Source organism: Roseisolibacter agri, from assembly GCF_030159095.1.
Classification (GTDB): domain Bacteria; phylum Gemmatimonadota; class Gemmatimonadetes; order Gemmatimonadales; family Gemmatimonadaceae; genus Roseisolibacter; species Roseisolibacter agri.
This window is the reverse complement of sequence record NZ_BRXS01000004.1, coordinates 203,246-225,641: the sequence shown is the minus strand read 5'-3', so window position 1 is coordinate 225,641 and position 22,396 is coordinate 203,246. Positions and strand designations below refer to the sequence as shown.

General features: G+C 73.3%; 19 protein-coding genes and 4 tRNA genes. 6 read left to right on the top strand and 17 right to left on the bottom strand.

Features of this window, described 5'->3' with window-relative positions; genetic code table 11:
* Nucleotides 1-8: 8 nt before the first annotated feature.
* From secE to rosag_RS13120, 4 genes are all read right to left on the bottom strand, one after another.
* A complete protein-coding gene (secE, locus tag rosag_RS13135; protein ID WP_284350602.1) occupies nt 9-239 on the bottom strand; it encodes a preprotein translocase subunit SecE in 231 nt (76 codons plus the stop codon).
* 2 nt (nt 240-241) lie between these two features.
* Complete coding sequence (rpmG, locus tag rosag_RS13130; protein WP_284350601.1) at nt 242-394, bottom strand: 50S ribosomal protein L33; 153 nt, start codon at nt 392-394, stop codon at nt 242-244.
* A 141-nt stretch (nt 395-535) separates the two neighbouring features.
* Nucleotides 536-1,729, bottom strand: coding sequence for an elongation factor Tu (tuf, locus tag rosag_RS13125; RefSeq protein ID WP_284350600.1), 1,194 nt, complete (start codon nt 1,727-1,729; stop codon nt 536-538).
* Nucleotides 1,730-1,970: 241 nt separating this feature from the next.
* A tRNA-Thr gene (locus tag rosag_RS13120) sits at nt 1,971-2,043 on the bottom strand.
* Between the two features lie 295 nt (nt 2,044-2,338).
* Here rosag_RS13120 and rosag_RS13115 point away from each other — a divergent pair.
* Nucleotides 2,339-4,372: a tetratricopeptide repeat-containing diguanylate cyclase gene (locus tag rosag_RS13115; RefSeq protein ID WP_284350599.1), complete on the top strand. Its 2,034-nt coding sequence runs from the start codon at nt 2,339-2,341 to the stop codon at nt 4,370-4,372.
* Nucleotides 4,373-4,390: 18 nt separating this feature from the next.
* On the opposite strand, the gene rosag_RS13110 is transcribed toward rosag_RS13115, so the two are convergent.
* Nucleotides 4,391-4,705: a FeoA domain-containing protein gene (locus rosag_RS13110; RefSeq protein WP_284350598.1), complete on the bottom strand. Its 315-nt coding sequence runs from the start codon at nt 4,703-4,705 to the stop codon at nt 4,391-4,393.
* 403 nt (nt 4,706-5,108) lie between these two features.
* On the opposite strand from rosag_RS13110, the gene rosag_RS13105 reads away from it, so the two are divergent.
* Nucleotides 5,109-5,819, top strand: coding sequence for a PEP-CTERM sorting domain-containing protein (locus rosag_RS13105; protein WP_284350597.1), 711 nt, complete (start codon nt 5,109-5,111; stop codon nt 5,817-5,819).
* A 92-nt stretch (nt 5,820-5,911) separates the two neighbouring features.
* Here the strand turns inward: rosag_RS13105 and rosag_RS13100 are convergent.
* From rosag_RS13100 to rosag_RS13060, 9 genes are all read right to left on the bottom strand, one after another.
* Nucleotides 5,912-5,984: transfer RNA gene (locus rosag_RS13100), tRNA-Gly, on the bottom strand.
* Between the two features lie 52 nt (nt 5,985-6,036).
* Nucleotides 6,037-6,119 (bottom strand) — tRNA-Tyr (locus rosag_RS13095).
* Between the two features lie 118 nt (nt 6,120-6,237).
* Nucleotides 6,238-6,310 (bottom strand) — tRNA-Thr (locus rosag_RS13090).
* Between the two features lie 30 nt (nt 6,311-6,340).
* The gene (gene cysS, locus rosag_RS13085; protein WP_284350596.1) at nt 6,341-7,789 is read right to left on the bottom strand and encodes a cysteine--tRNA ligase; all 1,449 of its coding nucleotides are present in this window, start codon (nt 7,787-7,789) and stop codon (nt 6,341-6,343) included.
* Between the two features lie 51 nt (nt 7,790-7,840).
* Nucleotides 7,841-8,335, bottom strand: coding sequence for a hypothetical protein (locus rosag_RS13080; RefSeq protein WP_284350595.1), 495 nt, complete (start codon nt 8,333-8,335; stop codon nt 7,841-7,843).
* A gap of 119 nt (nt 8,336-8,454) precedes the next feature.
* Nucleotides 8,455-9,567 (bottom strand): N-acetyltransferase DgcN family protein, encoded by a 1,113-nt coding sequence (locus rosag_RS13075; RefSeq protein WP_284350594.1) that lies wholly within the window; start codon nt 9,565-9,567, stop codon nt 8,455-8,457.
* 105 nt (nt 9,568-9,672) lie between these two features.
* Entirely contained in the window at nt 9,673-10,887 is a 1,215-nt protein-coding gene (locus rosag_RS13070; RefSeq protein ID WP_284350593.1) for an AI-2E family transporter, read from the bottom strand.
* Nucleotides 10,884-11,810, bottom strand: a complete 927-nt coding sequence (locus rosag_RS13065) for a PspA/IM30 family protein (protein ID WP_284350592.1) — start codon at nt 11,808-11,810, stop codon at nt 10,884-10,886. Before rosag_RS13065 ends, rosag_RS13070 begins: the two co-directional genes overlap by 4 nt.
* Nucleotides 11,811-11,813: 3 nt before the next feature.
* Entirely contained in the window at nt 11,814-12,272 is a 459-nt protein-coding gene (locus rosag_RS13060; protein WP_284350591.1) for a type III secretion system chaperone family protein, read from the bottom strand.
* A gap of 204 nt (nt 12,273-12,476) precedes the next feature.
* Here rosag_RS13060 and rosag_RS13055 point away from each other — a divergent pair, with 204 nt between their 5' ends.
* Together rosag_RS13055 and rosag_RS13050 are read left to right on the top strand one after the other, a co-directional pair.
* Nucleotides 12,477-13,046 (top strand): hypothetical protein, encoded by a 570-nt coding sequence (locus rosag_RS13055; protein ID WP_284350590.1) that lies wholly within the window; start codon nt 12,477-12,479, stop codon nt 13,044-13,046.
* A gap of 39 nt (nt 13,047-13,085) precedes the next feature.
* Nucleotides 13,086-14,852, top strand: a complete 1,767-nt coding sequence (locus tag rosag_RS13050; RefSeq protein WP_284350589.1) for a flotillin family protein — start codon at nt 13,086-13,088, stop codon at nt 14,850-14,852.
* A gap of 79 nt (nt 14,853-14,931) precedes the next feature.
* Here rosag_RS13050 and sdaAA read toward each other — a convergent pair whose 3' ends face one another.
* The 3 genes from sdaAA to sdaAB form a co-directional block, all read right to left on the bottom strand.
* On the bottom strand, nt 14,932-15,816 hold the full coding sequence (gene sdaAA, locus rosag_RS13045) for an L-serine ammonia-lyase, iron-sulfur-dependent, subunit alpha (RefSeq protein ID WP_284350588.1): 885 nt from the start codon (nt 15,814-15,816) through the stop codon (nt 14,932-14,934).
* Nucleotides 15,817-15,856: 40 nt separating this feature from the next.
* Nucleotides 15,857-16,792: a glycosyltransferase family A protein gene (locus rosag_RS13040; protein WP_284350587.1), complete on the bottom strand. Its 936-nt coding sequence runs from the start codon at nt 16,790-16,792 to the stop codon at nt 15,857-15,859.
* A gap of 86 nt (nt 16,793-16,878) precedes the next feature.
* Nucleotides 16,879-17,553, bottom strand: coding sequence for an L-serine ammonia-lyase, iron-sulfur-dependent subunit beta (sdaAB, locus tag rosag_RS13035; RefSeq protein WP_284350586.1), 675 nt, complete (start codon nt 17,551-17,553; stop codon nt 16,879-16,881).
* Nucleotides 17,554-17,820: 267 nt separating this feature from the next.
* Between sdaAB and rosag_RS13030 the strand changes: the two genes are divergently transcribed.
* Together rosag_RS13030 and rosag_RS13025 are read left to right on the top strand one after the other, a co-directional pair.
* Nucleotides 17,821-20,358, top strand: coding sequence for a protein kinase domain-containing protein (locus tag rosag_RS13030; RefSeq protein WP_284350585.1), 2,538 nt, complete (start codon nt 17,821-17,823; stop codon nt 20,356-20,358).
* An 86-nt stretch (nt 20,359-20,444) separates the two neighbouring features.
* A complete protein-coding gene (locus tag rosag_RS13025) occupies nt 20,445-22,355 on the top strand; it encodes a hypothetical protein (RefSeq protein WP_284350584.1) in 1,911 nt (636 codons plus the stop codon).
* Nucleotides 22,356-22,396 lie beyond the last annotated feature (41 nt).

Below are 22,396 nucleotides of genomic sequence, written 5' to 3'. Positions count from 1 at the left end.
TGGTTCGGTCAGCGCCCGAGCAGCAGCGCGGGGAGCTGCACCAGGACGAACTGCAGGGCGAGGTCGAGCAGCGCGATCACCGCGCCGAGCGCCAGGACGAAGACGATGATCTTGATCGTCGCGTCCTGGAGCTGCGCGCGGTCGGGCCACGTGACCCGCTTCATCTCCGCCGTCACGTCGTGGTAGAACCGCGTGACCTTGGCCGGAAACGAAGGCTGAGGGGCGACGGGAGTCGCCATGGTCACTTCGTTTCCTTGTGGAGCTGATGCTTGTTGCAGCGCGGGCAGTACTTCTTCCACTCGACGCGCTCCGGGTGGAGGCGCTTGTTCTTCGTGGTGAAGTAGTTCCGGCTCTTACACTCGGTGCAGCCGAGGATGATCTTGTCGCGCGGCATGGTGCTCTACGGGAAAGCGTGAAGCGAGGAGCGCGGAGTCGCGCCTGCGAGTCGTAGCGGCGCGGAGCTCCGATGTGATGCGCGGAGCGTCGGCGGCCGACCTGCAGCCCGACGCTCCGCGCTCATCGCTGCGCGCTGAAGTTACTGGATGATCTTGGCGACGACGCCGGCGCCGACCGTGCGGCCGCCCTCGCGGATCGCGAAGCGCAGGCCCTCGTCCATGGCGACCGGGATGATCAGCTCGATCACCATCTGGACGTTGTCGCCCGGCATCACCATCTCCATCCCCTCGGGCAGCTCCACGGTTCCCGTCACGTCGGTCGTGCGGAAGTAGAACTGCGGGCGGTAGCCCTTGAAGAACGGCGTGTGACGGCCGCCCTCCTCCTTCGTGAGGACGTACACCTCGGCGGCGAACTTGGTGTGCGGCTTGATGCTGCCGGGCTTCGCCAGCACCATCCCGCGCTCGATCTCCTCCTTCGCCACGCCGCGGAGCAGCAGACCGACGTTGTCGCCGGCCTCGCCCTGGTCGAGCAGCTTGCGGAACATCTCGACGCCCGTGACGACCGTCTTCTTCTCGGCGCCGAAGCCGACCAGCTGCACTTCCTCCTGCACCTTCACCACGCCGCGCTCGATGCGGCCCGTCGCCACCGTGCCGCGGCCCGTGATCGAGAACACGTCCTCGACCGGCATCAGGAACGGCTTGTCGATCTCGCGCTGCGGCTGCGGGATGTAGCTGTCCAGCGCGTCCATCAGCTCGCCGATCTTGAGACCGTACTGCGAGTTGGGATCCATCGACTCGAGCGCCTTGAGGGCCGAGCCGCGGATGATCGGCGTGTCGTCGCCGGGATAGTCGTACTGGCTCAGGAGCTCGCGCACCTCGAGCTCGACGAGGTCGAGGAGCTCGGGGTCGTCGACCATGTCCACCTTGTTCATGAACACGACGACGTAGGGCACGTTCACCTGGCGGGCGAGCAGGATGTGCTCACGCGTCTGGGGCATCGGGCCGTCGGCCGCGGACACGACCAGGATCGCGCCGTCCATCTGCGCGGCGCCCGTGATCATGTTCTTCACGTAGTCGGCGTGGCCGGGGCAGTCGACGTGCGCGTAGTGACGCAGCGGGCTCTCGTACTCGACGTGGGCCGTCGAGATCGTGATGCCGCGCTCGCGCTCCTCGGGCGCCTTGTCGATCTGGTCGAACGCGATCTTCTGCGCCAACCCCTTCTGCGCCTGGATCGTGGTGATGGCCGCGGTCAGCGTCGTCTTGCCATGGTCGACGTGGCCGATCGTCCCCACGTTCACATGCGGCTTCGTCCGCTCGAACTTTGCCTTGCCCATGAGATGCCCGTTCGAAAGCTGAGAGGGTTGGTCAGCACTGGCGGCGCCCGCGGGCACACTGCTGCCCGGGGCACCGTCGTCCCGCAGATCGCGCGGCGCGCCGTCGTGTCACCGGGCGCTGCACGTGGAGTTGTCCGTCACCGCGGCCCGGCGCGAGGCCGGCGGGCGGTGCGGGTCGACGGAGCTGCCGCCGTCCCACCGACGGGACGCGTTCTGCAACTGCGCGGACGGCGCGTCGAAGAGCTCGCGACCGGGATTGAACCGGTGACCTCATCCTTACCAAGGATGTGCTCTACCAACTGAGCTACGCGAGCGGGCCCTGACAGACGCCCGCGACACCAAGGCAGGCTGGCGCGGGCAGACCACCAACCTAGCGGCGGCTCTGGGGGGATGCAAGCCCGCGCCCCACCGACGGTTGAGTCATGGCGACCCTGCCCGGCGCGCCCTCGTCGGCCGCGCTCCGAGGCCGCGCATCGATTGACCTGCGCCGAACTGCGTCGTCTAGGCGGTGCAGCCTCCCGCAGCCCCCTCCGCATGTCGTTCCCCCGTCGTACGCCCGCCGCGCCCAGGGCGCGGGACCGCCGACTTCCCTGCACCGGCCTGACTCGCATGCTCGCGGGTCTGCTGCTGGCGATCGCCGCCTCCGGCCGGCTCGCGGCGCAGCCCCCGGCACGGGACGCCGACGCGGCGACGCTGGTGCGCGAGGCGACGCTGGCGCAGCTGGAGCACCCCGCCCGCGCGGTCGAGCTGGCGAGCGCCGCGCTGCGCCGGCCGCCCACAGAGGCACCGGCCCGCGTCGCGGGGCACGCGGCGCTGGCGGCCGCGTACACGGCCATGGGGCGCTACGACAGCGCGGCGGCCGCCGTGGCCGCGGGTCGGCAGGAGGCCGAGCGGACAGGCGATCGCGCCGGGCTCGCCACCATGCTCACGCGGGAGGGCGCGCTCGCGCAGCGGCGGGGCGACCCGGGGCGCGCCGCGGCGCTGCTGGAGGACGCGCTCGCCCGACAGCGTGCGCTGCGCCGCGACAGCGCGGTCGCCTTCACGCTCAACCTCCTCGGCTTCGTCTACGCGACGGACTTCGCCGAGTACGATCGGGCGCTCGCCTACCAGCTGGAGTCGCTGGAGATCCACGAGCGCATCGGCAGCGACGCCGAGGCGCTGGCGTCCACGCTCAACAGCCTCGGCGTCATCTACGGGAGGCTGCGGCAGGGCGCGCGCGCGATGCAGCTGTTCGAGCGCGCGCTCGCGCAGTACAGGCGCGTGGGGGCGGACGCGCGTGCCGCCTCCACGCTCAGCAACATGGGTGACGAGCTGCTGGCGCAGGGCGACGCCGCGGGTGCGCTCGAGCGGCACCGCGCCTCGCTGGCGATCCGGGAGCGCGTCGGCGACCGCTGGTCGCTCTCGCTGGCGCACCGCAACCTCGCGCTCGCGCAGCTGGCCATGGGCCGCCCCGAAGCAGCGCAGCGCGAGCTGGCGACCGCGATGCAGTTCGGCGCCGGGACCGGCAACCGGGGCCTGACCGTCCGCAACCTGCTCGCGCAGGCGGCGGTCGAGCGGGCACGCGGCCGTCCCGCGGCGGCCGAGTCGGCGGCGCGCGGCGCGCTGGCCGTCGCCAGCGCGATGGGCGCGCGCGAGCTGGTGCGGCGCTCGTGGGAGGCGATCGCGGGCGCGCAGGAGGCCGACGGGCGCCCGGCCGACGCGCTGGCGTCGTACCGACAGTTCAAGGCCGAGAGCGATTCGATCTTCGACGAGACGACATCGCGGCGCATCGCGGGACTCGAGGAGCGCCGGGCCGCCGAGCGCCGCGAGCGCGAGATCGAGCGGCTGTGGAGCGCGCAGGCGATGAGCGCGCTCCAGGCGCGACAGCGCGCGACGCAGCGCAACGCGATCGCGGGCGTGGCGCTACTGGCGGGCATCGCCGGGGCGGCCGCCTATCGCCGCCGCGTGCGCGACGCGCGGCGCGCCGAAGCGCTCAGCCTCACCGATCCGCTGACGGGCGCGCGGAACCGCCGCTACGTCCGCGAGATCGTCGCGCGCACGATGGAGGACGATCGCGTGCTGCAGCTCGGCGATCGCCGCCGGCCGACCGGCGCGGGCGGGAGCGGGCCGGGGTTCCTGCTGCTGGACGTCGACCACTTCAAGTGCGTCAACGACGACTACGGCCACGCGGCCGGCGATCGCCTGCTGACCGACCTCGCGCGGCTGCTGGAGCGCACCTGCGGACCCTCGGACGTCGTCGTGCGCTGGGGCGGCGAGGAGTTCCTCGTCGTGGCCCGCTGCAGCACCAGCGCGGAGGTGCGCGAGCTGGCCGATCGGATCCGCGCCGCGGTCGCGGCGCACGTCACGCGCCTCGACGACGGGCGCGCGCTGTCCGTGACGTGCTCGCTCGGCTTCGCGCTGGCGGCGGCGCCCGGCGACGGCCGGCCGTGGAGCTGGGAGTCGCTGGTCGCGCTCGCGGACCACGGCACGTACGCCGCCAAGCAGCTGGGGCGCGACGCATGGGTCGGCCACGTCGCCGGCGCGGGAGAGCCGCCGGCCTCGGCGACGATGTCGCCCGCGCTCGTCGAAGCGTGGGTCGCCGACGGGCGACTGCGCCGCGAGACGTCGCGCGACGCCGCGACGCCCAGGAGCGCCGCCGCGTGATCGGCGAGCGGCCGCGGGTCAGGCGCCCGCGGCCGGAGCGTCGTCGACGCGGCTGACGGACACCGAAGGCAGCACGCCGCGCTCGAGCGGGACGCTGCCGTCCGCGGTCCGCACGACGACGTGCTCCATCGTCGACTCGCAGAGCAGCCGCTCTCCCTCGCGCACGCCGAAGTCCGCGAGCAGGTCGCGCATCGCAGGCGAGACGTTGCGGACGACGACCGTGTCGCCGGGGCTCACGTCGGCGAGCGTGTACGGCCGCGGATCGATCGGTCGGTCCGTGGCGAACGCATTGGACGCGAACGCGTCGGGGCGATCGGGCGGGAATGGACTCATGACTTCCTCCGGTCTCGGCGGAACAGCGCTCGACGAATGGTGCAGGGCCGCGCGCGCGTGCGGTATCAGGGAACACGCTGAGCTCCCGTCCGCGAACGCGCGACGCGTGCGCACGTCCCGACATGCAGCGCGAGCCGTGGTCGTGCAAGTAGCAGTTGGTGACTCGTGGCATGCGCGCGTGCGCCGGAGGACGGCGGCGTTCGCCATGCGTGCGCTTCCGTACGCTTCGCGCTGGCGCGTCTGATGCTGCGACGGCAGCCGGCCGGTGCCACCGACCGGATGCCGCGCTCCAGCCGGGCGCGGCCGTCATCCGTCCGCGCTCCGGCGCCGTGGCGTGACGACAGGACGCCACGGGCACTCACCTCTATCGGGGAGGGTCGTTCCGATGATTCGGAGACGCAGGGTGCCGAGATGGGCCGCACTGCTGGTGGCGGGCGCGCTGGGCGGCGTCGGGCTGCCGGCGATGGCGCACGCGCAGATCCTGTGGACCGACTGGACCAGCCTCACGCTCGGGAACGTGGGCTCGGCGACGGGGACGATCGCGGCGCCGAGCGGTCCGGTGGGCGTGTCGTACAGCGGCCAGGTGTACACGACGTCGCAGTTGGGGTGCGGCGCGTCGTACTGGCTCCCGGTCGCGACGTACCAGAGCGCGACGGTGCCCAACGCTCCGCCGCCGTGCGACATGATCGCGCTCACCGGCGGGCCGACGTTCGGCACCAACACGGTGACCTTCTCGCAGGCGATCGTGAACCCGGTGATGGCGATCCTGAGCCTCGGCCAGCCGTCGACCGTCATCACGTACAACTTCAACCAGCCGTTCAACATCCTGAGCTTCGGGCCGGGCGCGTTCGGCGGCCCGGGGACGCTGAGCCAGCTGCAGCCGAACGTGCTCACCGGCGTCGAGGGGAACGGCGTGATCCAGTTCCAGGGGACGTTCTCGTCGATCAGCTGGACCGTGCCGACCCCGGAGACCTGGCACGGATTCACGGTCGGCGTGGTGGGCGTGGCGTCGCCGACGCCGACGACGGTGCCGGAGCCGACGACGGTCACGCTGCTCGGGCTCGGGCTGGCGGGCGTCGGCGCGCTCGCGCGCGGGCGTCGGGCGCGCCGGTAGACCGGCCCCAGACCACAACGACGACAACGTGGGTGGTCGAACGACGAAGCCCGCCGGCGCATCAGCGCCGGCGGGCTTCGTCGATCATCGAGAGCGGGAGACGGGACTCGAACCCGCGACATCAAGCTTGGAAGGCTCGCGCTCTACCAACTGAGCTACTCCCGCGTCACCCGGCGTGCCGCCTGCCGGGGCCGTGCCCTGCTCGAATGTCCTGGAGTGGTGGGGGAAGGATTCGAACCTTCGAAGGCTGTCGCCGGCAGATTTACAGTCTGCTCCCGTTGGCCACTTGGGTACCCCACCCAGTCGCGCGCCATTGCGTGTCACCGCGCGAGACGCGGAGTGTAACCGCGCCCGGCGCCTCGTTCAAGCCGCGACCGCCACGCCGGCGCTCCGAAGCCCGGCCGGGCGTGGCGGCGGAAGCTGGCGGTGGGGATCGAACCCACGGCCTGCCGCTTACAAGGCGGCTGCTCTGCCAACTGAGCTACGCCAGCGCTTCCCTGCCTGATTCTACCGTAGCGCGCCTACCGGCGCTGCCAGGTCGTGCCCTGCGGCGTGTCCTTGAGCTCGATGCCGCGCGCCAGCAGCTCGTCGCGGATCGCGTCAGCGCCGGCGAAGTCGCGCGCCGCGCGCGCCGCCTTCCGCGCCGCCAGCCGCTCGTCCACCCACGCCGCCAGCTCGGCGTCCGTGTCCCCGCGCTCGGGCACGAGGTCCAGCACGCCGTCGATGATCCCGAAGACGCGCCGCGCCGCCTCCAGCGCCGCGGCGTCGTCGCCGTGGCGGTCGAGCTCCGCGTTCGCGCGCTTGATGAAGACGAACAGCGCCGCCATCGCCTCGGGGGCGTTCAGGTCGTCCGCCAGCGCCGCGCGGAACTCGCGCTCGGCCTCCGCGGCCGCCTGCGCCAGCTCGGGCGTGCCACCGGTCGCCGACGCCAGCCGGGCCGCGAACTCGCCCACGCGGCGCACCGCCGTGAGGCTCGCCTCCAGCGCGTCGGCGGAGAGGTTGAGCTCCTTGCGGTAGTGCGTCGAGAAGACGACGTGGCGGTAGGCCGCGCCCGTCACGCCCTCGTCGCGCAGCCCCTGCACGTTGCTCACGTTTCCGAGCCGCTTGGCCATCTTCTGGCCCTCGGTGAGCAGGAACGCGCCGTGGCACCAGAAGCGCGAGAACTCCTTCCCCGTCGCGCCCTCGCTCTGCGCGATCTCGTCCTCGTGGTGCGGGAAGACGAGGTCCACGCCGCCGCAGTGCACGTCGAGCGTCTCGCCGAGCAGCTCCATCGCCATGGCGGAGCACTCGAGGTGCCAGCCCGGGCGCCCGCGGCCCCACGGCGAGTCCCACGCGGCGCCCGTGCGCTCGTCCTCCTCCTTGGCCGCCTTCCAGAGCGCGAAGTCCTGCGCGTTCTCCTTGGAGTACTCGTCCTGCGCGACGCGCGCGCCGCTCTTCACCTCGCGGCGGTCGAGGCGCGACAGCTTGCCGTAGCCCGGGAAGCGGTCGATCGCGAAGTACACCGACTGGTCGTCGGCCTGGTACGCGACGCCGTTGGCGATCAGGCGCTCGACGAGCGCGATCATCTGCGGGATGTACTCCGTCGCGCGCGGATACGACTCCGCGTCCTGGATGCGCAGGTACTTCCGGTCCGCGTGGAACGTCTCGACGACCGGGTCGGTGAGCGCCTGGATCGTCAGCCCGCGCTCCAGCGCGCGCTTGATGATCTTGTCGTCGACGTCGGTGAGGTTCATGACCTGCTGCACCGTCCAGCCCTGCAGGGCGATGGCGCGGCGGAACAGGTCCTCGAACAGGAACGTGCGGAAGTTGCCGAGGTGCGCCGGGTTGTAGACCGTCGGCCCGCAGGTGTACATGCGCACGGTGCGCCCGTCCGTCGGCACGAACGGCTCGACGCTGCGGGTGAGCGTGTTGTACAGCCGGAACTCCGGCATCCGGGTCTCCGGCAGTGCGGACGGCGTGGCGTTGGTCATCGGCGCGGGAAGGACGTGCGGGCCCACGCCTGGGCGGCGGGGTCCCGGAAGCTAGGACCGCCCCGGAGGGGGGTCAACGGAACGCGGCGGCGGCACGATGCGCCCGCCGACGAGCGCGACGCAGCGTACCGGCACGTGCCGCGCCGCGAGCGCCACCGCCTGATGCACCGTGGCCGAGCACTCCGCGCGGTCGTCGATGGTGAGCGCGAGCACCAGCGCGCCGCCGAGCGTGCGTCGTGCGCGGGCGCGCACCGCCCGCGCGAGCCAGGCGGCGGAGCGGCCGCGCACGTCGAGCGGCCCGAGCGCGCGGCCGGCGCGCCACCACCCCGGCCGGGCGCGCACGACGCCGCCCCACGTCGGCGCGCCGCGCAGGCAGGCGAGCAGCGCCCGCAGCGCGCCGGCATCCGCGCCGGCGATGCACACCACCTCCCCGCCCCACGCCGCGAGCGTGGCGCCGCGCAGCCGCCACGCGCCGTCGGGACCGGGCACCCAGACGCCGCGCGCGTCGAGCAGCGCGGGCGCGCGGGGCGCGCGGGGCAGCCGCATCCCGGGCGCGGCGCTGGATCGGGTCGTGACGCACGAACGAGAAGGCACGCTCCACGATCGCGTGGGGCGTGCCTCCTGGCCGTACCACCGTCGCGCGTGCCGGCGCGCGAATGCGCGGATCAGCCGCGCGCCGCGATGCGGGCCTCGTGGAAGCGCGTGATCGCGTCCACCAGCGGCGCGGGATCGAAGCGCACCGGGTCCGTCGCGGGCAGCCCCGTCTCGTCCTGCGCGCGCTCGACCGCCGCGCGCGCATCCTCATCCGACAGGTCGAAGGTGTTCAACCCGATCGCGATCACCGGCGCGGGGCGCAGCGGCGCCGCGACCGCCTCGTGCAGCGTGATCAGGTCCTTCAGCGGCGGGATGGGCACCCAGTCGTTGCGGTAGATGGTCGTGCGCGACGGCTGGTGGCAGAGCACCATCGCGTGCGGCAGCGAGCCGTGGAGCAGCCCGTACGTCACCCCCGAGTAGCTGGGGTGGACGATCGAGCCCTGGCCCTCCACGAGCACGATGTCGCCCTGCGTCGCGCCCTGCAGCGTCAGCCGCTCGGCCGCCCCGCCGATGAAGTCGGCGACGACCGCGTCGACGCCGATGCCCCACCCCTCGACGAGGATGCCCGTCTGCCCGGTGGGCGCGAACGCCACGCGCTGGCCGCGCGCGCGCATCGCGTCGCGCAGCTGCAGCTGCGTCGTCATCTTCCCGATGTTGCAGTCGGAGCCGACGGTCAGGATCACCGTCGACGCGACGTCGCGCACGCGGCCGGTCGACACCACGAGGTCCGCAGGCGGACGGCGCAGGTCGAGGATGCGCGCGCCGCCGGCGGCCGCCGCGTCGGCGAGCATCGGGTCGTCGCTCAGGAAGTAGTGCAGCCCGCTCCACACGTCGAGGCCACGGCGCGCCGCGGCGGCGATCGTCTCGCGCCACGGCTGCGGGAGCTGGCCGCCCGCGGGCGCGATGCCCACGAGCACCGCGGTCGGCCCGAGCGCGAGCCCTTCCTCGAGCGTCGCGACGACGGGAATCGCGCCGCCGAAGCCGAGCACCTGCTCCGTGGTCCGGCCGGCGGTCACCGAATCGACGACGCCGACGACGCGATCCGGCGAGTAGCGGATGCACGCGTTGGCGGTCTTGGAGGTCATCGGGCCGAAGTGGCCGTCCGCGAGCACGAGGAAGCGCACGGGACGGTCGTCGGCGAGGGCATACGCGCCGGCAGCAGCGGCGGCGGAATCGACGGACATGGCGGCGAGCGGTCGATGAGCGGACGCGGCGCGCCGCCGCGCGGAGCCTGACGATCCGACGCGCGGCGTGCCGGCGCCGGCCCGGTGCGCCGGCGCGCCCGAAAGCTAGGCGGTCCGGCGCATCCGCGCGCGCTCGGCGAGCGCGATGAGATCGACGCGCGGCGTGGGCGCGACGAGCACGCCCTCGCCGTCCGCGGGCGGCACGCGCAGCACGAGCGGCTGGTCGCGCGTGGCGCGGCGGAAGCCCTGCCCCTCGTAGATCCGGTTGCTGAGGATGCGGCGGATCACGACGAGGATCGACGCCAGCGTCGGCACGGCGACGAGCAGGCCCGCGGGCCCCATCACCTTGCCGACCACCAGCACGGCCATGATCGACAGCACCGGCGGCACCGACACGCGGCGGATGCGCCGCGCCGTGATGAGCGGCAGCACGAACTGCCCCTCGATCACGTGGATGATGACGCCGAGCGCGATCACCGCCATCGCGCGCGTGCCGCCGTTCGGGCCCGCGAGCACGAAGAGCGCCGGCACGATGGTGGAGATCAGCGTGCCGAAGAACGGGATGATCGCCACCGCGCCGGTGAAGACGCCGAACGTCAGCCAGTACGGCACGCCGAGCACGTAGAGGCCGACCGCCGTCAGCGCGGCGAGGATGAACATCCCCAGCAGCTGCCCGACGATCCACGACCGCAGCGTCACGCCGAGGTCCCCGAGCACGTCGCGCACGAGGTCGCGGTGCACCGGCGGGAAGAGCGCGATCAGCCACTCGCGGTAGAACTCGGGCTGCAGCGCGAGGTAGAGCGCCATCACGCCGACCGAGACGACGTTGATGCCGGCGTGGCCGATCGAGATGACCTTCGGCACGACGTCGGCGAACAGCGCCGCGCCCTGCTCGTAGATCGCCACCAGCAGCTTGTGGTTCTCCGGACGCCACGTCTCGGCCACGCCGGGCACGCGCCGCACCGCCTCGTAGATGCCGCGCTCCCACGCGCCCACGTACGCCGGGAAGACGCGCAGCAGCGCCTGCGTCTGCTCGACGACGGGCGGCACGAGCAGGTAGACGAGGCCTCCGACGCCGGCGACCGTCAGCAGCACCGCGATCAGCAGCGAGCCGCGCCGCGGCAGCCGCGTGCGGCGCGTGATGGCGTCGGCCACCGCGCCGAGGTAGAGCGACAGCAGGACAGCGAGGAAGAGCAGCAGCAACACGTCCGCGACCGTCCCGAACAGCCAGAGGAGCAGGACTGTCAGGACGGTCGCGGCGAGGAGGGGCGCGAAGCGGAACCGCCGCGTCGCGCCCTCGGGTACTGCGGGAGCGGTCACCCCTTGGGCCTACCGTGCGAGAGCTCCTCGAACTCCGCCAGCAGCTCGGCCTCGGTGGTCTGGTTGGGCTGACCCGGCGCGGGCGCTCCGCCCTGCTGCGGCCCGCCCTGCTGCTGCGCGTTCATCGGCGGCACGGGCGCGCCGTTCGGCGCCGACTGGCTGCCCGCGGAGAGCGCGGGGCGCGCGGTGGCGTTGCCGGCACCTGCCGCCAGCTGGCGATCGGCCGAGGCCGAGGAAGCGGGCAGCATCCCCATCTTCTGCTTGAGCGCGAGCAGGCGCGTGTCGGCGTCCGAGCCGACGGCGCCGCGCGCGAGCTGCTTGAACTCCGACTCCAGCTTGTCGCCCTGGAACTCGGAGTCGAGCGTCGCCTCGGCGGCGATCATGCGGACGTTCGTCTCGATCTTCTCCTCCATCCGCGCGAACGCCTCGAAGGCGCTCTTCTCGGACAGCGAGGACATCGTCTGCTGGATGCGGCGCTGCGCCTCGGCGCGGCGCTGCTTGGCGAGCAGCAGGTTCCGCTTGCGCTTGGCCTCCTCGATCTTGTCGGCGAGGTCGCGCAGCTGGACCTTGAGCTGCTCGGTCTGCGCGAGCTGCGCCTGCCACTCGCTGAAGTACGCCTCGGTGCGTTCGGCGTACTCCTGCTGCCGCAGGAGGGCCTGCCGCGCGAGGTCGTCGCGGTCGCTGCGCACGGCCAGCTCCGCCTTCGACTCCCACTCGGCGGCCTGCTGCCGCTCCTTCTCGAACTGGTCGCGCAGCTTCCGCTCGTCGGCGATCGCGACGGCGACCTGCTGCTTGGCCTTGATCAGCTGATCGTTCATGTCCGTGATCAGCGTGTTCAGCATCTTCTCGGGATCTTCGGCCGAGGAGATGAGATCGTTGATGTTGGACCGGACCAGGCGGGAAAAGCGGTCGAAGATGCCCATGCGTCAGCGGGCCTCGTGGATGGCGTCGGGCGAGACGGCGCGGTGGGTGCCGGTGTGCACCTGGCCGTCGCGGATGGCGACGAGCTCCCGCAGGTGCGAGGCGAGCGCGATGGTCATGCTCTCGAAGCTGGCCTGGAACTCCTCGTAGTCGAGGTGCGAGAGCTCCAGGGCCTCGCTGAGCACCACGGTGTCGCGCTCGATGCCGTAGGCACCGTGCAGCAGGTCGGTGGCGTTCAGCTCGAGCAGGCGCCGCGTGAGCTTGTTGCAGTGGTCGTCGTCGTCGGGGAGCTCGGTGACGTTGGCCCGGAGCACGACCACCGGCGGCGCGTAGGTGACGGCGATGTCGAAGTCGAGGGCGCCACCGGGGCGGACGCGCCAGAGTCCCGGCGCGACCTCGGTGTAGGTCACGCCCTCGGCGCTGAGGCGGTCCAGAAAGCGCTCGAGTTCTTCCCGAGAGACCATGCGGGCACCTGTAGTTGGGGGGTCGCTCGCCCTACGGTCGAGCCGGGGACCGCGGTTTCGCCGGGGGCGACGAGCGCGACGTCGAAGTTAAGGGCCCGTCGCGAGGGCGGACAGCAGGGGCGAGCGGCGGAGGAAACGTCTGGCCGCCACGTGCGCGGCGTCGCATCTTGCCGCCGCCCCTGCTCGTCCCCCCGCCCCCTCCCGATGCCCCTCTATCTCGCGTGCGCCGTCTTCGGCGGCCTGCTGCTCGTCCTCCAGCTGCTGGGCGGCGTCATGGGCGCGGAGGCCGGCCACCACGACGTCGGCGGCGACCACCACGACGGGCCAGGGCTGCTCGGACACGAGGGGCTGCTCCAGCTCCCGAGCCTGCGCACCGTCGCGGCCGCGCTGGCGGCGTTCGGGCTCGCGGGCGCGGGGCTGCTGGCCGCGGGCGCGGGGAGCGGCGTGTCGCTCGCCGCGGCGGTGGGCACCGGCGTCGCCGCCGGCGTGGCCGTCGCGGCGCTGACGCGCGTGCTGTTGCGCTTCGAGAGCGACGGCGTCGTGCAGCTGGCGCACGCGGTGGGGCTGCCCGCCACCGTGTACGTCGCGATCCCTGCCGCGGGCGGCGGCGCGGGCAAGGTGCAGCTCGCGCTGCAGGGGCGCATCGTCGACTGCGCGGCCGTCGCCGCCGATCCGCAGCCGCTGGCGAGCGGTCAGGCCGTCGTCGTGGTGGACGTCACCGACGGCGACACGCTGGTCGTCGCCCCCGATCCGACAGCTGGTCCCGCGCGCTGACCGGCGCGCGTCCTCCTTTCCTCACCCGGAGCAGTCCCCGTGATCCTGGCCCTGTTGCAGCTCGCCGATTCCCTGCCGAAGAACGCGTTCGCCCTCGGTGGCGGCGCGCTGGCGGCGCTGCTGGTGTTCGGCATGCTCGTGCTGTTCGCCAGCCGCTACAAGCGGTGCCCGGCGAACAAGATCCTCGTCATCTCGGGGAGCGTGGGCAGCGGCAACGCGGCCAAGTGCATCTCGGGCGGCGGCGCCTTCGTGTGGCCGGTGATCCAGGAGTACGCGTACCTCGGGCTCGACCCGATCCGCATGGACGTGCCGCTCGGCGACGCGCTGTCGCTGGAGAACATCCGCATCAGCGTGCCGGCCGTGTTCACCGTCGCCATCGGCACCGAGCCGGAGGTGCGGCAGAACGCCGCGATCCGCCTGCTCAACATGACGCACGAGGCGATCGAGGGGACGGCGCACGACATCATCGTCGGCCAGCTGCGCGCCGTCATCGCGTCGATGAAGATCGACGAGATCAACCGCGACCGCGACGGCTTCCTGCACAAGGTGCAGCACCAGCTGGAGCCCGAGCTGCGCAAGATCGGCCTCGTGCTGCTGAACGTGAACATCAAGGACCTGCGCGACGCCTCGGGCTACCTGGAGGCGCTCGGCAAGCAGGCGGCGCAGCAGGCCATCCAGCAGGCGCGCGGCGACGTGGCGGAGCAGGAGAAGCTCGGAGAGATCCGCGTGGCGCAGGCCGACCGTGAGAAGGTGACCGCGGTCGCGCAGGCCGAGAAGGAGCGCGAGATCTCGCTCCGCGAGACGCTGCGCGAGCAGGCGGTGCGCCTGGCGGAGCTGGACAAGGAGCAGGCGGTCGGCGAGCAGACGGCGGGGCTGGAGCGCGACGCGCAGGTGAAGGAGGCGCAGCGCACGCAGGCCATCCGCATCGCGCAGCTGGACAAGGAGCAGCGCATCGCCGAGCAGACCGCGGGCTTCGAGCGCGAGGCGGCGGTGGCCGCGGCCGACCAGAAGAAGCGCGTCGCGATCGCCGAGGCGAACGCGCAGGCGATCGCCGGCGAGGCGGATGCGCAGGGGCGCATCGCGACGACCAACGCCGCGCTCGCGGTGACGAACGCCGAGGCCTACCAGACCTCGGAGACGCGCAAGCGTGAGGCGGAGGCGGCCGTGCAGGAGGCACAGAACCGCGCGATGGCGCGCGCCGCGCTGGCCGAGGCGGAGCGCGTGGAGGCCGAGCAGCGCGCGCGCCTGGAGGCGCCCGCGAAGGCCGAGAAGGCGCGCACGATCGTCGAGGCGGAGGCCGAGGCCGAGAAGGCGCGCATCGCCGCGCTGGCCGAGGCGGCCGCGCGCTACGCGACGCTGGAGGCCGAGGCGAAGGGCCAGTACGAGATCATGAGCAAGAAGGCCGAGGCGATGGCGCGGATGGTGGAGGCGGCCGGCGGCGACCCGAAGGCGGCGTTCCAGCTGATGATGGTCGAGCAGCTCCCGCAGCTGGCGGAGACGGCGGCGAGGGCGATCTCGAACATCCGGTTCGACAAGGTCGTGGTGTGGGAGGGCGGCAACGCGAGCGGCAACGGTGCCGCGGTGGGCGGCTCGGCCGGCTTCATCCAGAACCTCGCGCGCTCGATGCCGCCGATGATGCAGGTGCTGCGCGACATCGCGGGCGTGGAGGTGCCGGGCTTCCTGGGCACGATGCAGGGCGACGGCGTGACGCCGCCTGCCGTGGTGCCGCCGACGGTCGCGACGCCCGCGTCGCCGACCGCGCAGGTGGCGGCCGCGCAGCCGGTGAGCGAGACCAGCGGCGACTGACACGCGCGACGATCGCCAGACTACGCGGGGCCGGCGGATCTCACCGCCGGCCCCGCGTCGCTTCGTGTGACGGCGCGACTCAGTCCGCGCTCTTCTTGATCTGCACGAGCCGCTCGCGGGCCAGGCGTCGGCCCGTCGGCGTCGCGGCCAGCCCGCCGCCCGCCGTCTCGCGATAGCGGACGTCCATCGAGCGGCCGATCTCACCCATCGTGTCGATGACCTCGTCGGCGGGGATCGCGAACTCGATGCCCGCGAGCGCCATCTCGATCGCCGCCATCGCGATCGCCGCGCCCGTGGCGTTGCGGAAGACGCACGGCAGCTCGACCAGGCCGCCGAGCGGATCGCAGACGAGGCCCAGCGTCCCCTGCTGCGCCAGCGCGACCGCGTGCAGCGCCTGCCGTGGCGTGCCGCCGAGCATCTCGACCGCGGCGCCCGCGGCCATGCCGGCGGCGGCGCCCGTCTCCGCCTGACAGCCGCCCTCCGCGCCCGAGAGCGACGCGCGGTCGGCGACCACCGCGCCGACGAGGCCCGCCGTCGCCAGCGCGTCGATCACGCGCTCGTCGGGGATGCCACGCGCGTCCGCCAGCCCGGTGAGCACCGCGGGCAGCACGCCCGCGCCGCCGGCGGTCGGCGCGGCGACGATCACGCCCATGGCGGCGTTGACCTCCTGCACCGCGAGGGCGCGCGCGAGCACGTCGCGGAACGGCGTGCCGGCGAGCGGGCCATCGGGACCGGTGCGCAGCTTGGCCGCGTCGCCGCCGACGAGACCCGAGCTGGAACGCAGGTCGCCCGTCATCCCCTGCGCGACGGCGCCGCGCATGACGGCCAGCGCGCGCGACAGCGCGTCGCGGATGTCGGCCACGGAGCGTCCGGAGTCGGCGCTCTCGGACTCGAGCGCGACGTGCGAGAGCGAGACGCCGCGCGCTTCGGCGTCGCGGACGGCTTCGGCGAGGGAGCGATACATGCCCGAATGGTAATCGTGGACGCGCGCGACGGCGGGGCGGTCAGCCAGTGGCGCGCGCGCCTGCCGCGCGACGGAGCGCCGGGTCCAGCGCCGCGGCGGCCAGCGCGGGGTTCTCCTGCTCCAGCAGCCGCGCGCTGGCGAGCGCCGCGTCGCGGTCCCCGGCGGCCAGGCGAACGGCGACGTTCTCGATCAGCGCGCGCTGGAAGATGTCGGTCAGCCGCGCGAGCCCGCGCGCGAAGGCCGCCTCCAGCACCGGGTCACCGGCCACGATCGGCCGCTGCCGCTCGTACACCACGCGCACGCTGTGGAGCATGCGGGCGCCGTCGCGCGACGAGCTCTCGGGATACCGACGGTAGCGCGTGACGGGCGGACCACCGTAGCACCAGACCGGCCCGTGCCGCACCACGCGCAGGTAGAAGTCCAGGTCGTCCGCGCCCCACGGATCGCGGAAGCCGCCCACCGCGTCGAACGCCGCGCGGCGCACCATGCAGCTGGACGGCGGGATGACGTACCACGTGAAGTCGAGCAGCACCGCGTACAGGTCGCGGTCGACCGGAGGCAGGACGGGCACGAAGTCGGTCGGCCGACCGTCGTGGCACATCTCGTCGCGCGGGCCGACCACCATCACGCACTCGGGGCGCGCGTCGAGGGCGCGCAGCCCCGCCGTGAGCGCGTGCGGATGCAGATGGTCGTCGGCATCCAGGAACACGAGGAGATCTCCCGCGCTCTCCCGCACGCCCACGTTGCGCGCGACCGCCGGCCCGGCGTTGTCCTGGCGCAGGCAGCGCGCCCGCGCGTGGCGCGCGACGAGGGGCGCCACCGGCAGCGGCGACCCGTCGTCCACGACGAGCAGCTCGTGCGGGCGATGCTCCTGCGCGTCGACGGTGGCGAGCGTCTCGTCCAGCAGCCGCGCCTGCCGCGCGGTGGCGACGAAGGCGGCGACGACGACGGACACGCGTGGGGCGCGATCGGGCATGCGGGCAGGCTCGGAACGCGGACGGCCCGCGTCGATCGACGCGGGCCGTCCCGAGCTGCGCAGACCGCGCGCCCGTGCCGCCGGCCTCAGGCCCCGACCTTGTCCAGCCGGAACGCCCAGCGCACCCAGGGCAGCGTGCGGATCTCGTCGCGCACGCGCTCGTCGGGCGCCTCGTCGATCTCGAACACCATGAACGCGTCGCCGCCGCGCTGCCGCCGCGAGACCTTGAGCGTCGCGATGTTCAGGCTGTGCTCGGACAGGATGGTCGCGATGCGCGCGATGGAGCCCTTCACGTCCTCGGCCACGAGCACGATCGTGTGGTAGTTGCCGGTGACCTCGACCGGGTAGCCGTCGATCTCGGTGACGAGCACGCGCCCCGCGCCGAGCGACGAGCCGACCATCACGCTCTCGCGTTGGCCGCGCGCGACGGTGAAGCGCACCGTGTTCGGGTGCACCTCGCTCTCCTCGCCGAGCGTCGTCTTCTCGAAGCGGAAGTCGAGGCCCTCGCGATCGGCGATGTCGAGCGCCGTGCGCAGGCGCTCGTCGTCGGGGCGGAAGCCCATCAGGCCGCCGACGATCGCCTTGTCGGTGCCGTGGCCCTCACCGGTGCGCGCGAACGAGCCGTGCAGCTCGATCCGCGCGTGCTCGGGAGTGCCGCCCACGAGGCAGCGCGCGAGGAGCCCGAGCCGACAGGCGCCGGCGGTGTGACTGCTGGATGGCCCCACCATGACGGGGCCGATGATGTCGAGGAGCGAGACCATGCGTGGCGCGGCGTGATGCAGCGTGTGACGGCGTGCTGCAGCGTGGTGCAGCGTGGCGCGGGATCGAGGCGAACGGTTCGTTCACGAATCTAGCGCGTGCGCACCGCGGGCGTTCGCGCTATGGACAGGCTCTCGCACGCTTCCTACCTTCGCAAGGCCGCCCCCTGTTTGGTGCGGCGATCACCGAGCCTCACCGCGCGCCGCGGCCCGACGCCCGACGCGTCCCGCGCGCGCCGCTGGGGCTCCGGCCCGCAGCCAGGAGTCGGCATGACGACGGGCGCCGCGGATCTGCAGACGGCACTGGGCGAGCGCTATCAGCTCGATCGCGAGCTGGGGCGCGGCGGCATGGCGACCGTGTACCTCGCGCACGACGTGCGCCTGGGACGCGACGTGGCCGTGAAGGTGCTGCACCCGGAGCTGGGCGCCGCGCTGGGCATCGAGCGCTTCCGCCGTGAGATCGACATCGCGTCGCGGCTCAGCCACCCGCACATCCTGCCGATCGACGACTTCGGCGGCGCGGACGGGACGCTGTTCTTCGTCATGCCGTACGTCGCCGGCGAGACGCTCGCCGCGAAGCTCCACGCGGTCGGCATGCTGGGCGTCGAGGAGGCGGTGCGGATCACCTGCCAGGTGGCGCGCGCGCTCGACCACGCCCACCGGCACGGCGTGATCCATCGCGACGTGAAGCCCGACAACATCCTGCTCGAGGACGGCGAGGCGCGGCTCGCGGACTTCGGCATCGCGCACGCGATCAGCGGCGCCGAGGAGCGGCGGCTCACGCAGACGGGCGTCACGCTCGGCACGCCGGTCTACATGAGCCCCGAGCAGGCGATGGCCGACCGCACGCTCGACGGCCGCAGCGACGTGTACAGCCTGGGCTGCGTGCTGTACGAGATGCTGGTGGGCCAGCCGCCGTTCGCGGGCCCGACCGCGCAGGCGATCATCGCGCGGCAGATGCTCGGCGACGTCCCGTCCATCACCGTCGTGCGCGGCACGGTGCCCGACGAGATCGAGGACGCCGTGCTGCGCGCGCTCGCGAAGGTGCCGGCGGACCGGTTCGCGAGCGCGCTCGAGTTCGCGGAGGCGCTGGAGCACTCGCTGGCCACGGCGGGGCGCTCGCTCGGCCGCGCGGACCGCCGCAACCGGTCGCGCCGGCGGAAGCCGGTCGGCCGGAAGGTGCGGACGCTGCGCATGGCGGCCGCCGTCGCGCTGGTCGGCATCCTCGCCGCCGCGGGTGCCGCCGGCGCGTGGTGGCTGCTCGCCAACGGCGACGCGCGCGCGCTCGGGGCGACGACGGCCGACGCGCTGCCCCCGCAGCGGCTCGGCGTGCTGTACTTCGACGACCTGAGCCCGGACGGCTCGCTCGGCGCGGTCGCGGACGGCCTCACCGAGTCGCTGATCGACCAGCTGCGCGGCGTCGCGGCGCTCGACGTCGTGTCGCGCAACGGCGTGGCGGCGTTCCGCGGCGCGACGGCGGCGCCCGACTCGGTCGCCGCGGCGCTGAAGGCGGGCACGCTGGTCCTCGGCGCCGTCGAGTCGCGCGGTGGATCGCTGCGCGTGACCGTGCGGCTGGTGGACGGCGCGAGCGGCGCGGACACCAAGCGCGCGAGCTTCACGGTGCCGGCGGCGCGCGCGCTCGCGGCGCGCGACAGCCTGGTGGAGCAGGTCGCGCGCTTCCTGCGCTCGCGCGTGGGCGAGGAGGTGCGCGTGCGCGCCGTGCAGCGCGGCACCGCCGACGAGGGCGCGTGGACGATGGCGCTGCAGGCCGAGCGGCTGGCGAAGCGCGGAACGGAGCTCTCGCGCGGCGGCGACACCGTGGGCGCGACGGCGGCGTACCTGCGCGCGGACTCGCTCCTGGCGAACGCCGCGACGCGCGACGCAGCGTGGCCCGAGCCCGTGGTGCAGCGCGGCCAGACGGCGCTGCGGCTGTCGCGCCTCGGCAGCGCGGTCGCGGCCGTGCGCTGGACCGACGCCGGGCTTCGGCTGGCCGACGAGGCGCTCGCGCTCGACGCGCGGCACCCCGCCGCGCTCGCGCTGCGCGGCCAGCTCCGGCTCGAACGGTGGGCGCGGCATCTGGAGCCCGACGCGCGCGCCGCGCGCGCGCTGCTCACCGATGCGGAGCGCGACCTGAAGCAGGCGACGGAGCTCGACCCGCACGACGCGGCGGCGTGGAGCGCGCTGGCCAGCGTCTACTACCAGAAGCCGAACCTCATCGAGGCGACGCTGGCCGCGCGCCGCGCCTACGAGGAGGACGCCTACCTCGCGGACGCGGACCGCATCCTCTGGCGCCTGTACACGACGGCGTACGACGGCGAGAGCTTCGTGGACGCGGCGCACTGGTGCGACGAGGGGCGTCGGCGGTTCCCGGACAGCCACCTGTTCGTGCGCTGCCAGCTGTGGCTGTTCACGACGGACGCGCGCACGCCCGACGCCGCGGCGGCGTGGCGGCTGCGCGCCGACCTGCAGCGCCTGACGCCCGAGGGCCAGTGGAGCTACGTCGGGCGCGAGGCGCAGATGCTGGTGGGTGCGGCGATCGGCCGCGCAGGGCTGCGCGACAGCGCCGACCGCGTGCTGCGGGCCGCGCGCGCCGACGCGCACGTCGATCCGGACCGCGAGCTGCTCACCGTCGAGGCGTTCGTGCGCGACCTGCTGGGCGAGCGCGACGTTGCGCTCGATCTGCTGAAGCAGTACCTGCTGGCGCACCCCGAGCACCGCGGCGGCTTCGCGTCGCCGCAGGGCTCGTGGTGGTGGCGCGGCATGCGCGCCGACCCGCGCTTCACCGCGCTGGTCGGCGCTGCTCGATAGCGCGCCACCGACGTCGGGGCGCGGCACGCTCGGAGCGCACGGCGGACACCCTGTCCGCCGCGAACCTCGTAGCGCGGAGAGACCTCGTGTCCCGACCCTCGTCCCAGCGGATCGCCGCCGCCTTCGTCCTCCTGCTGGCCGCCGCGTGCGGCGACCAGCCGCGCACCACCACTCCGCCGCGTGACGCGACGACGCTCGGCCCACCTCGTCGGCTCACCGCCGCGGACGTCCAGCCCGCATGCGCGGCCAGCGACTACGCGACGGCCGTCGCGCAGGTGGAGGCGCTGTTCGCGAGCCGGGTGCAGTCGGCGGCGAAGCGGCTCCTCGCGGACATCCGGGCCGTCTGCACGACGACCACGCCCGCCCCGGACGTTCCCGCCGAGCGCACGCGCCGGCTGATGAACTACGTCGTCGCGGTGGAGGACTACCGCGCGCGCGGCTTCGTCGTACCGAGCGCCGCCAACCGGGTGCGGAGCAAGGCGCTGCACGCGCATCTCGTGACGGTGTTCCGGTACACCGGCTATCTGCTGCCCTACCTCGGTCGCACGCTCGCGACGGGCATCTACGCGAGCGACGTGTTCGAGCGCCAGGGCTTCTTCGGCGTCTGCGACGCGAGCGGGTGCGAGCTGATGGCGTCCGATCGCACCAGCGGGATCAAGATCTACCCGAACGCGCTGCCGCCGCGGACCGGGGATGATTCCCGGTACGTCGTCTCGGGATTCCCCGCCAACTGCGAACCCTTCGGCGCGGCGAACGCGCAGGACGTGCTGGGCCAGTGCGTCGAGATCTCGGTGGACCCCAAGGCCGGATCGTCGTTCCAGTTCGCGGCGACTGGCGGCCCACGAGCGCTCGTGCAGGTGTGCATCGCGGATGACGACGTGCTCGCCGACCAGGTCGAGTACCTGACGGACTCCGTGTCGCTCACCATCCCCGGACCGCCGCCGAGCACCATCGTCACGCGCCGTGGCAAGCTCGCACAGCTCTCGGGCGCGCAGACGTTCGCGAAGCAGCGTCGCATGCCGCGCTACGGTGCCGACGTCTACGGCCCGAATGGGTTCTTCATGGCGGACTGCGACAAGGCGCTGACGGCGCCGATCGACAGCTACGAGACGAGCGTCGGTGCGGCCTCCGGCAACTGGTTCACGCGCCTGGCGCAGGCGGCACGGCGCGCCTTCACCGTGCCGGTCGCGTACGCCGGCCATGGTGGCCTCGGCACGCTGCCCGGGTTCGCCGAAGAGATCTCGCTGTTCGGCCCCACCGATCCGTACGCCTTCCAGGCCACCTTCGAGGACGACGTGATCGGGTCGGCGCCCGACACCCCCGATCGGAACCGCGGCAGCTGGTTCCCGACGCAGCAGTCACCCGGCGAGATCACGGTCCAGCAGGGCATCGCGAACTTCGGAGCGACGAACAAGGTGGTGGTGATCAACCAGGCAGGCGGCGCGGCTGGCGGGCGTGTGGGTCTCTCGCTGCTGGGCAACCTGTTCGTCTACGGTGGCACGAGCGGCGCCACGCCCCTCTCGTCGGTGGGCACGTACCGGGTCCGGTGGACGTCGGCGATCACCAGCCCCCGTGCGTTCAAGGTCAACTTCGACCTCTACTCCGCGTCGTCGACCGGCGTGCTCGCGGACACGCTCGTGCGCGTGCGGTTCGCGAACGGCGTCAACGCATTCTCCGGTCCCATCCAGTTCGGCGTCCCGGTCGACCAGAACGACCTTCCGCTCACGACCGCGACCTGGACCCGGAACGTGAAGCAGCGCTTCGAGCTGGTCATCGACCTGGACGGGGACGGCTCGAGCAGCAGCACCACCGGCACCGCGACGCTCCGCCTCTGGAACGGCAGCGCATGGACCGCCATCGGCACGGCGACCTTCCCCCGGTCGGGCGCGCTGTACCGCGTCGGGTGGGCGCTGACGGGCATCGACGCGCAGATCGTGGCCAGCGACGACTGGGAGGTCCTGCGGCTGGACGAGTCGGGCGATCTGGTGGTGCCGTGATCCGACGCCGGACGGCTGCAGGACGGTCGCACGTGCGCCGC

What these genes read in the sequence shown, in the direction of transcription:
- tuf (WP_284350600.1), bottom strand. Translation starts at nt 1,729, where the DNA reads ATGGGCAAGGCAAAGTTCGAGCGGACGAAGCCGCATGTGAACGTGGGG.
- rosag_RS13115 (WP_284350599.1), top strand. Translation starts at nt 2,339, where the DNA reads ATGCTCGCGGGTCTGCTGCTGGCGATCGCCGCCTCCGGCCGGCTCGCG.
- rosag_RS13055 (WP_284350590.1), top strand. Translation starts at nt 12,477, where the DNA reads ATGCCCCTCTATCTCGCGTGCGCCGTCTTCGGCGGCCTGCTGCTCGTC.
- cysS (WP_284350596.1), bottom strand. Translation starts at nt 7,789, where the DNA reads ATGACCAACGCCACGCCGTCCGCACTGCCGGAGACCCGGATGCCGGAG.
- sdaAA (WP_284350588.1), bottom strand. Translation starts at nt 15,816, where the DNA reads ATGTATCGCTCCCTCGCCGAAGCCGTCCGCGACGCCGAAGCGCGCGGC.
- rosag_RS13110 (WP_284350598.1), bottom strand. Translation starts at nt 4,705, where the DNA reads ATGAGTCCATTCCCGCCCGATCGCCCCGACGCGTTCGCGTCCAATGCG.
- rosag_RS13080 (WP_284350595.1), bottom strand. Translation starts at nt 8,335, where the DNA reads ATGCGGCTGCCCCGCGCGCCCCGCGCGCCCGCGCTGCTCGACGCGCGC.
- rosag_RS13065 (WP_284350592.1), bottom strand. Translation starts at nt 11,810, where the DNA reads ATGGGCATCTTCGACCGCTTTTCCCGCCTGGTCCGGTCCAACATCAAC.
- sdaAB (WP_284350586.1), bottom strand. Translation starts at nt 17,553, where the DNA reads ATGGTCTCGCTCCTCGACATCATCGGCCCCGTCATGGTGGGGCCATCC.
- rosag_RS13075 (WP_284350594.1), bottom strand. Translation starts at nt 9,567, where the DNA reads ATGTCCGTCGATTCCGCCGCCGCTGCTGCCGGCGCGTATGCCCTCGCC.
- secE (WP_284350602.1), bottom strand. Translation starts at nt 239, where the DNA reads ATGGCGACTCCCGTCGCCCCTCAGCCTTCGTTTCCGGCCAAGGTCACG.
- rpmG (WP_284350601.1), bottom strand. Translation starts at nt 394, where the DNA reads ATGCCGCGCGACAAGATCATCCTCGGCTGCACCGAGTGTAAGAGCCGG.
- rosag_RS13040 (WP_284350587.1), bottom strand. Translation starts at nt 16,792, where the DNA reads ATGCCCGATCGCGCCCCACGCGTGTCCGTCGTCGTCGCCGCCTTCGTC.
- rosag_RS13030 (WP_284350585.1), top strand. Translation starts at nt 17,821, where the DNA reads ATGACGACGGGCGCCGCGGATCTGCAGACGGCACTGGGCGAGCGCTAT.
- rosag_RS13060 (WP_284350591.1), bottom strand. Translation starts at nt 12,272, where the DNA reads ATGGTCTCTCGGGAAGAACTCGAGCGCTTTCTGGACCGCCTCAGCGCC.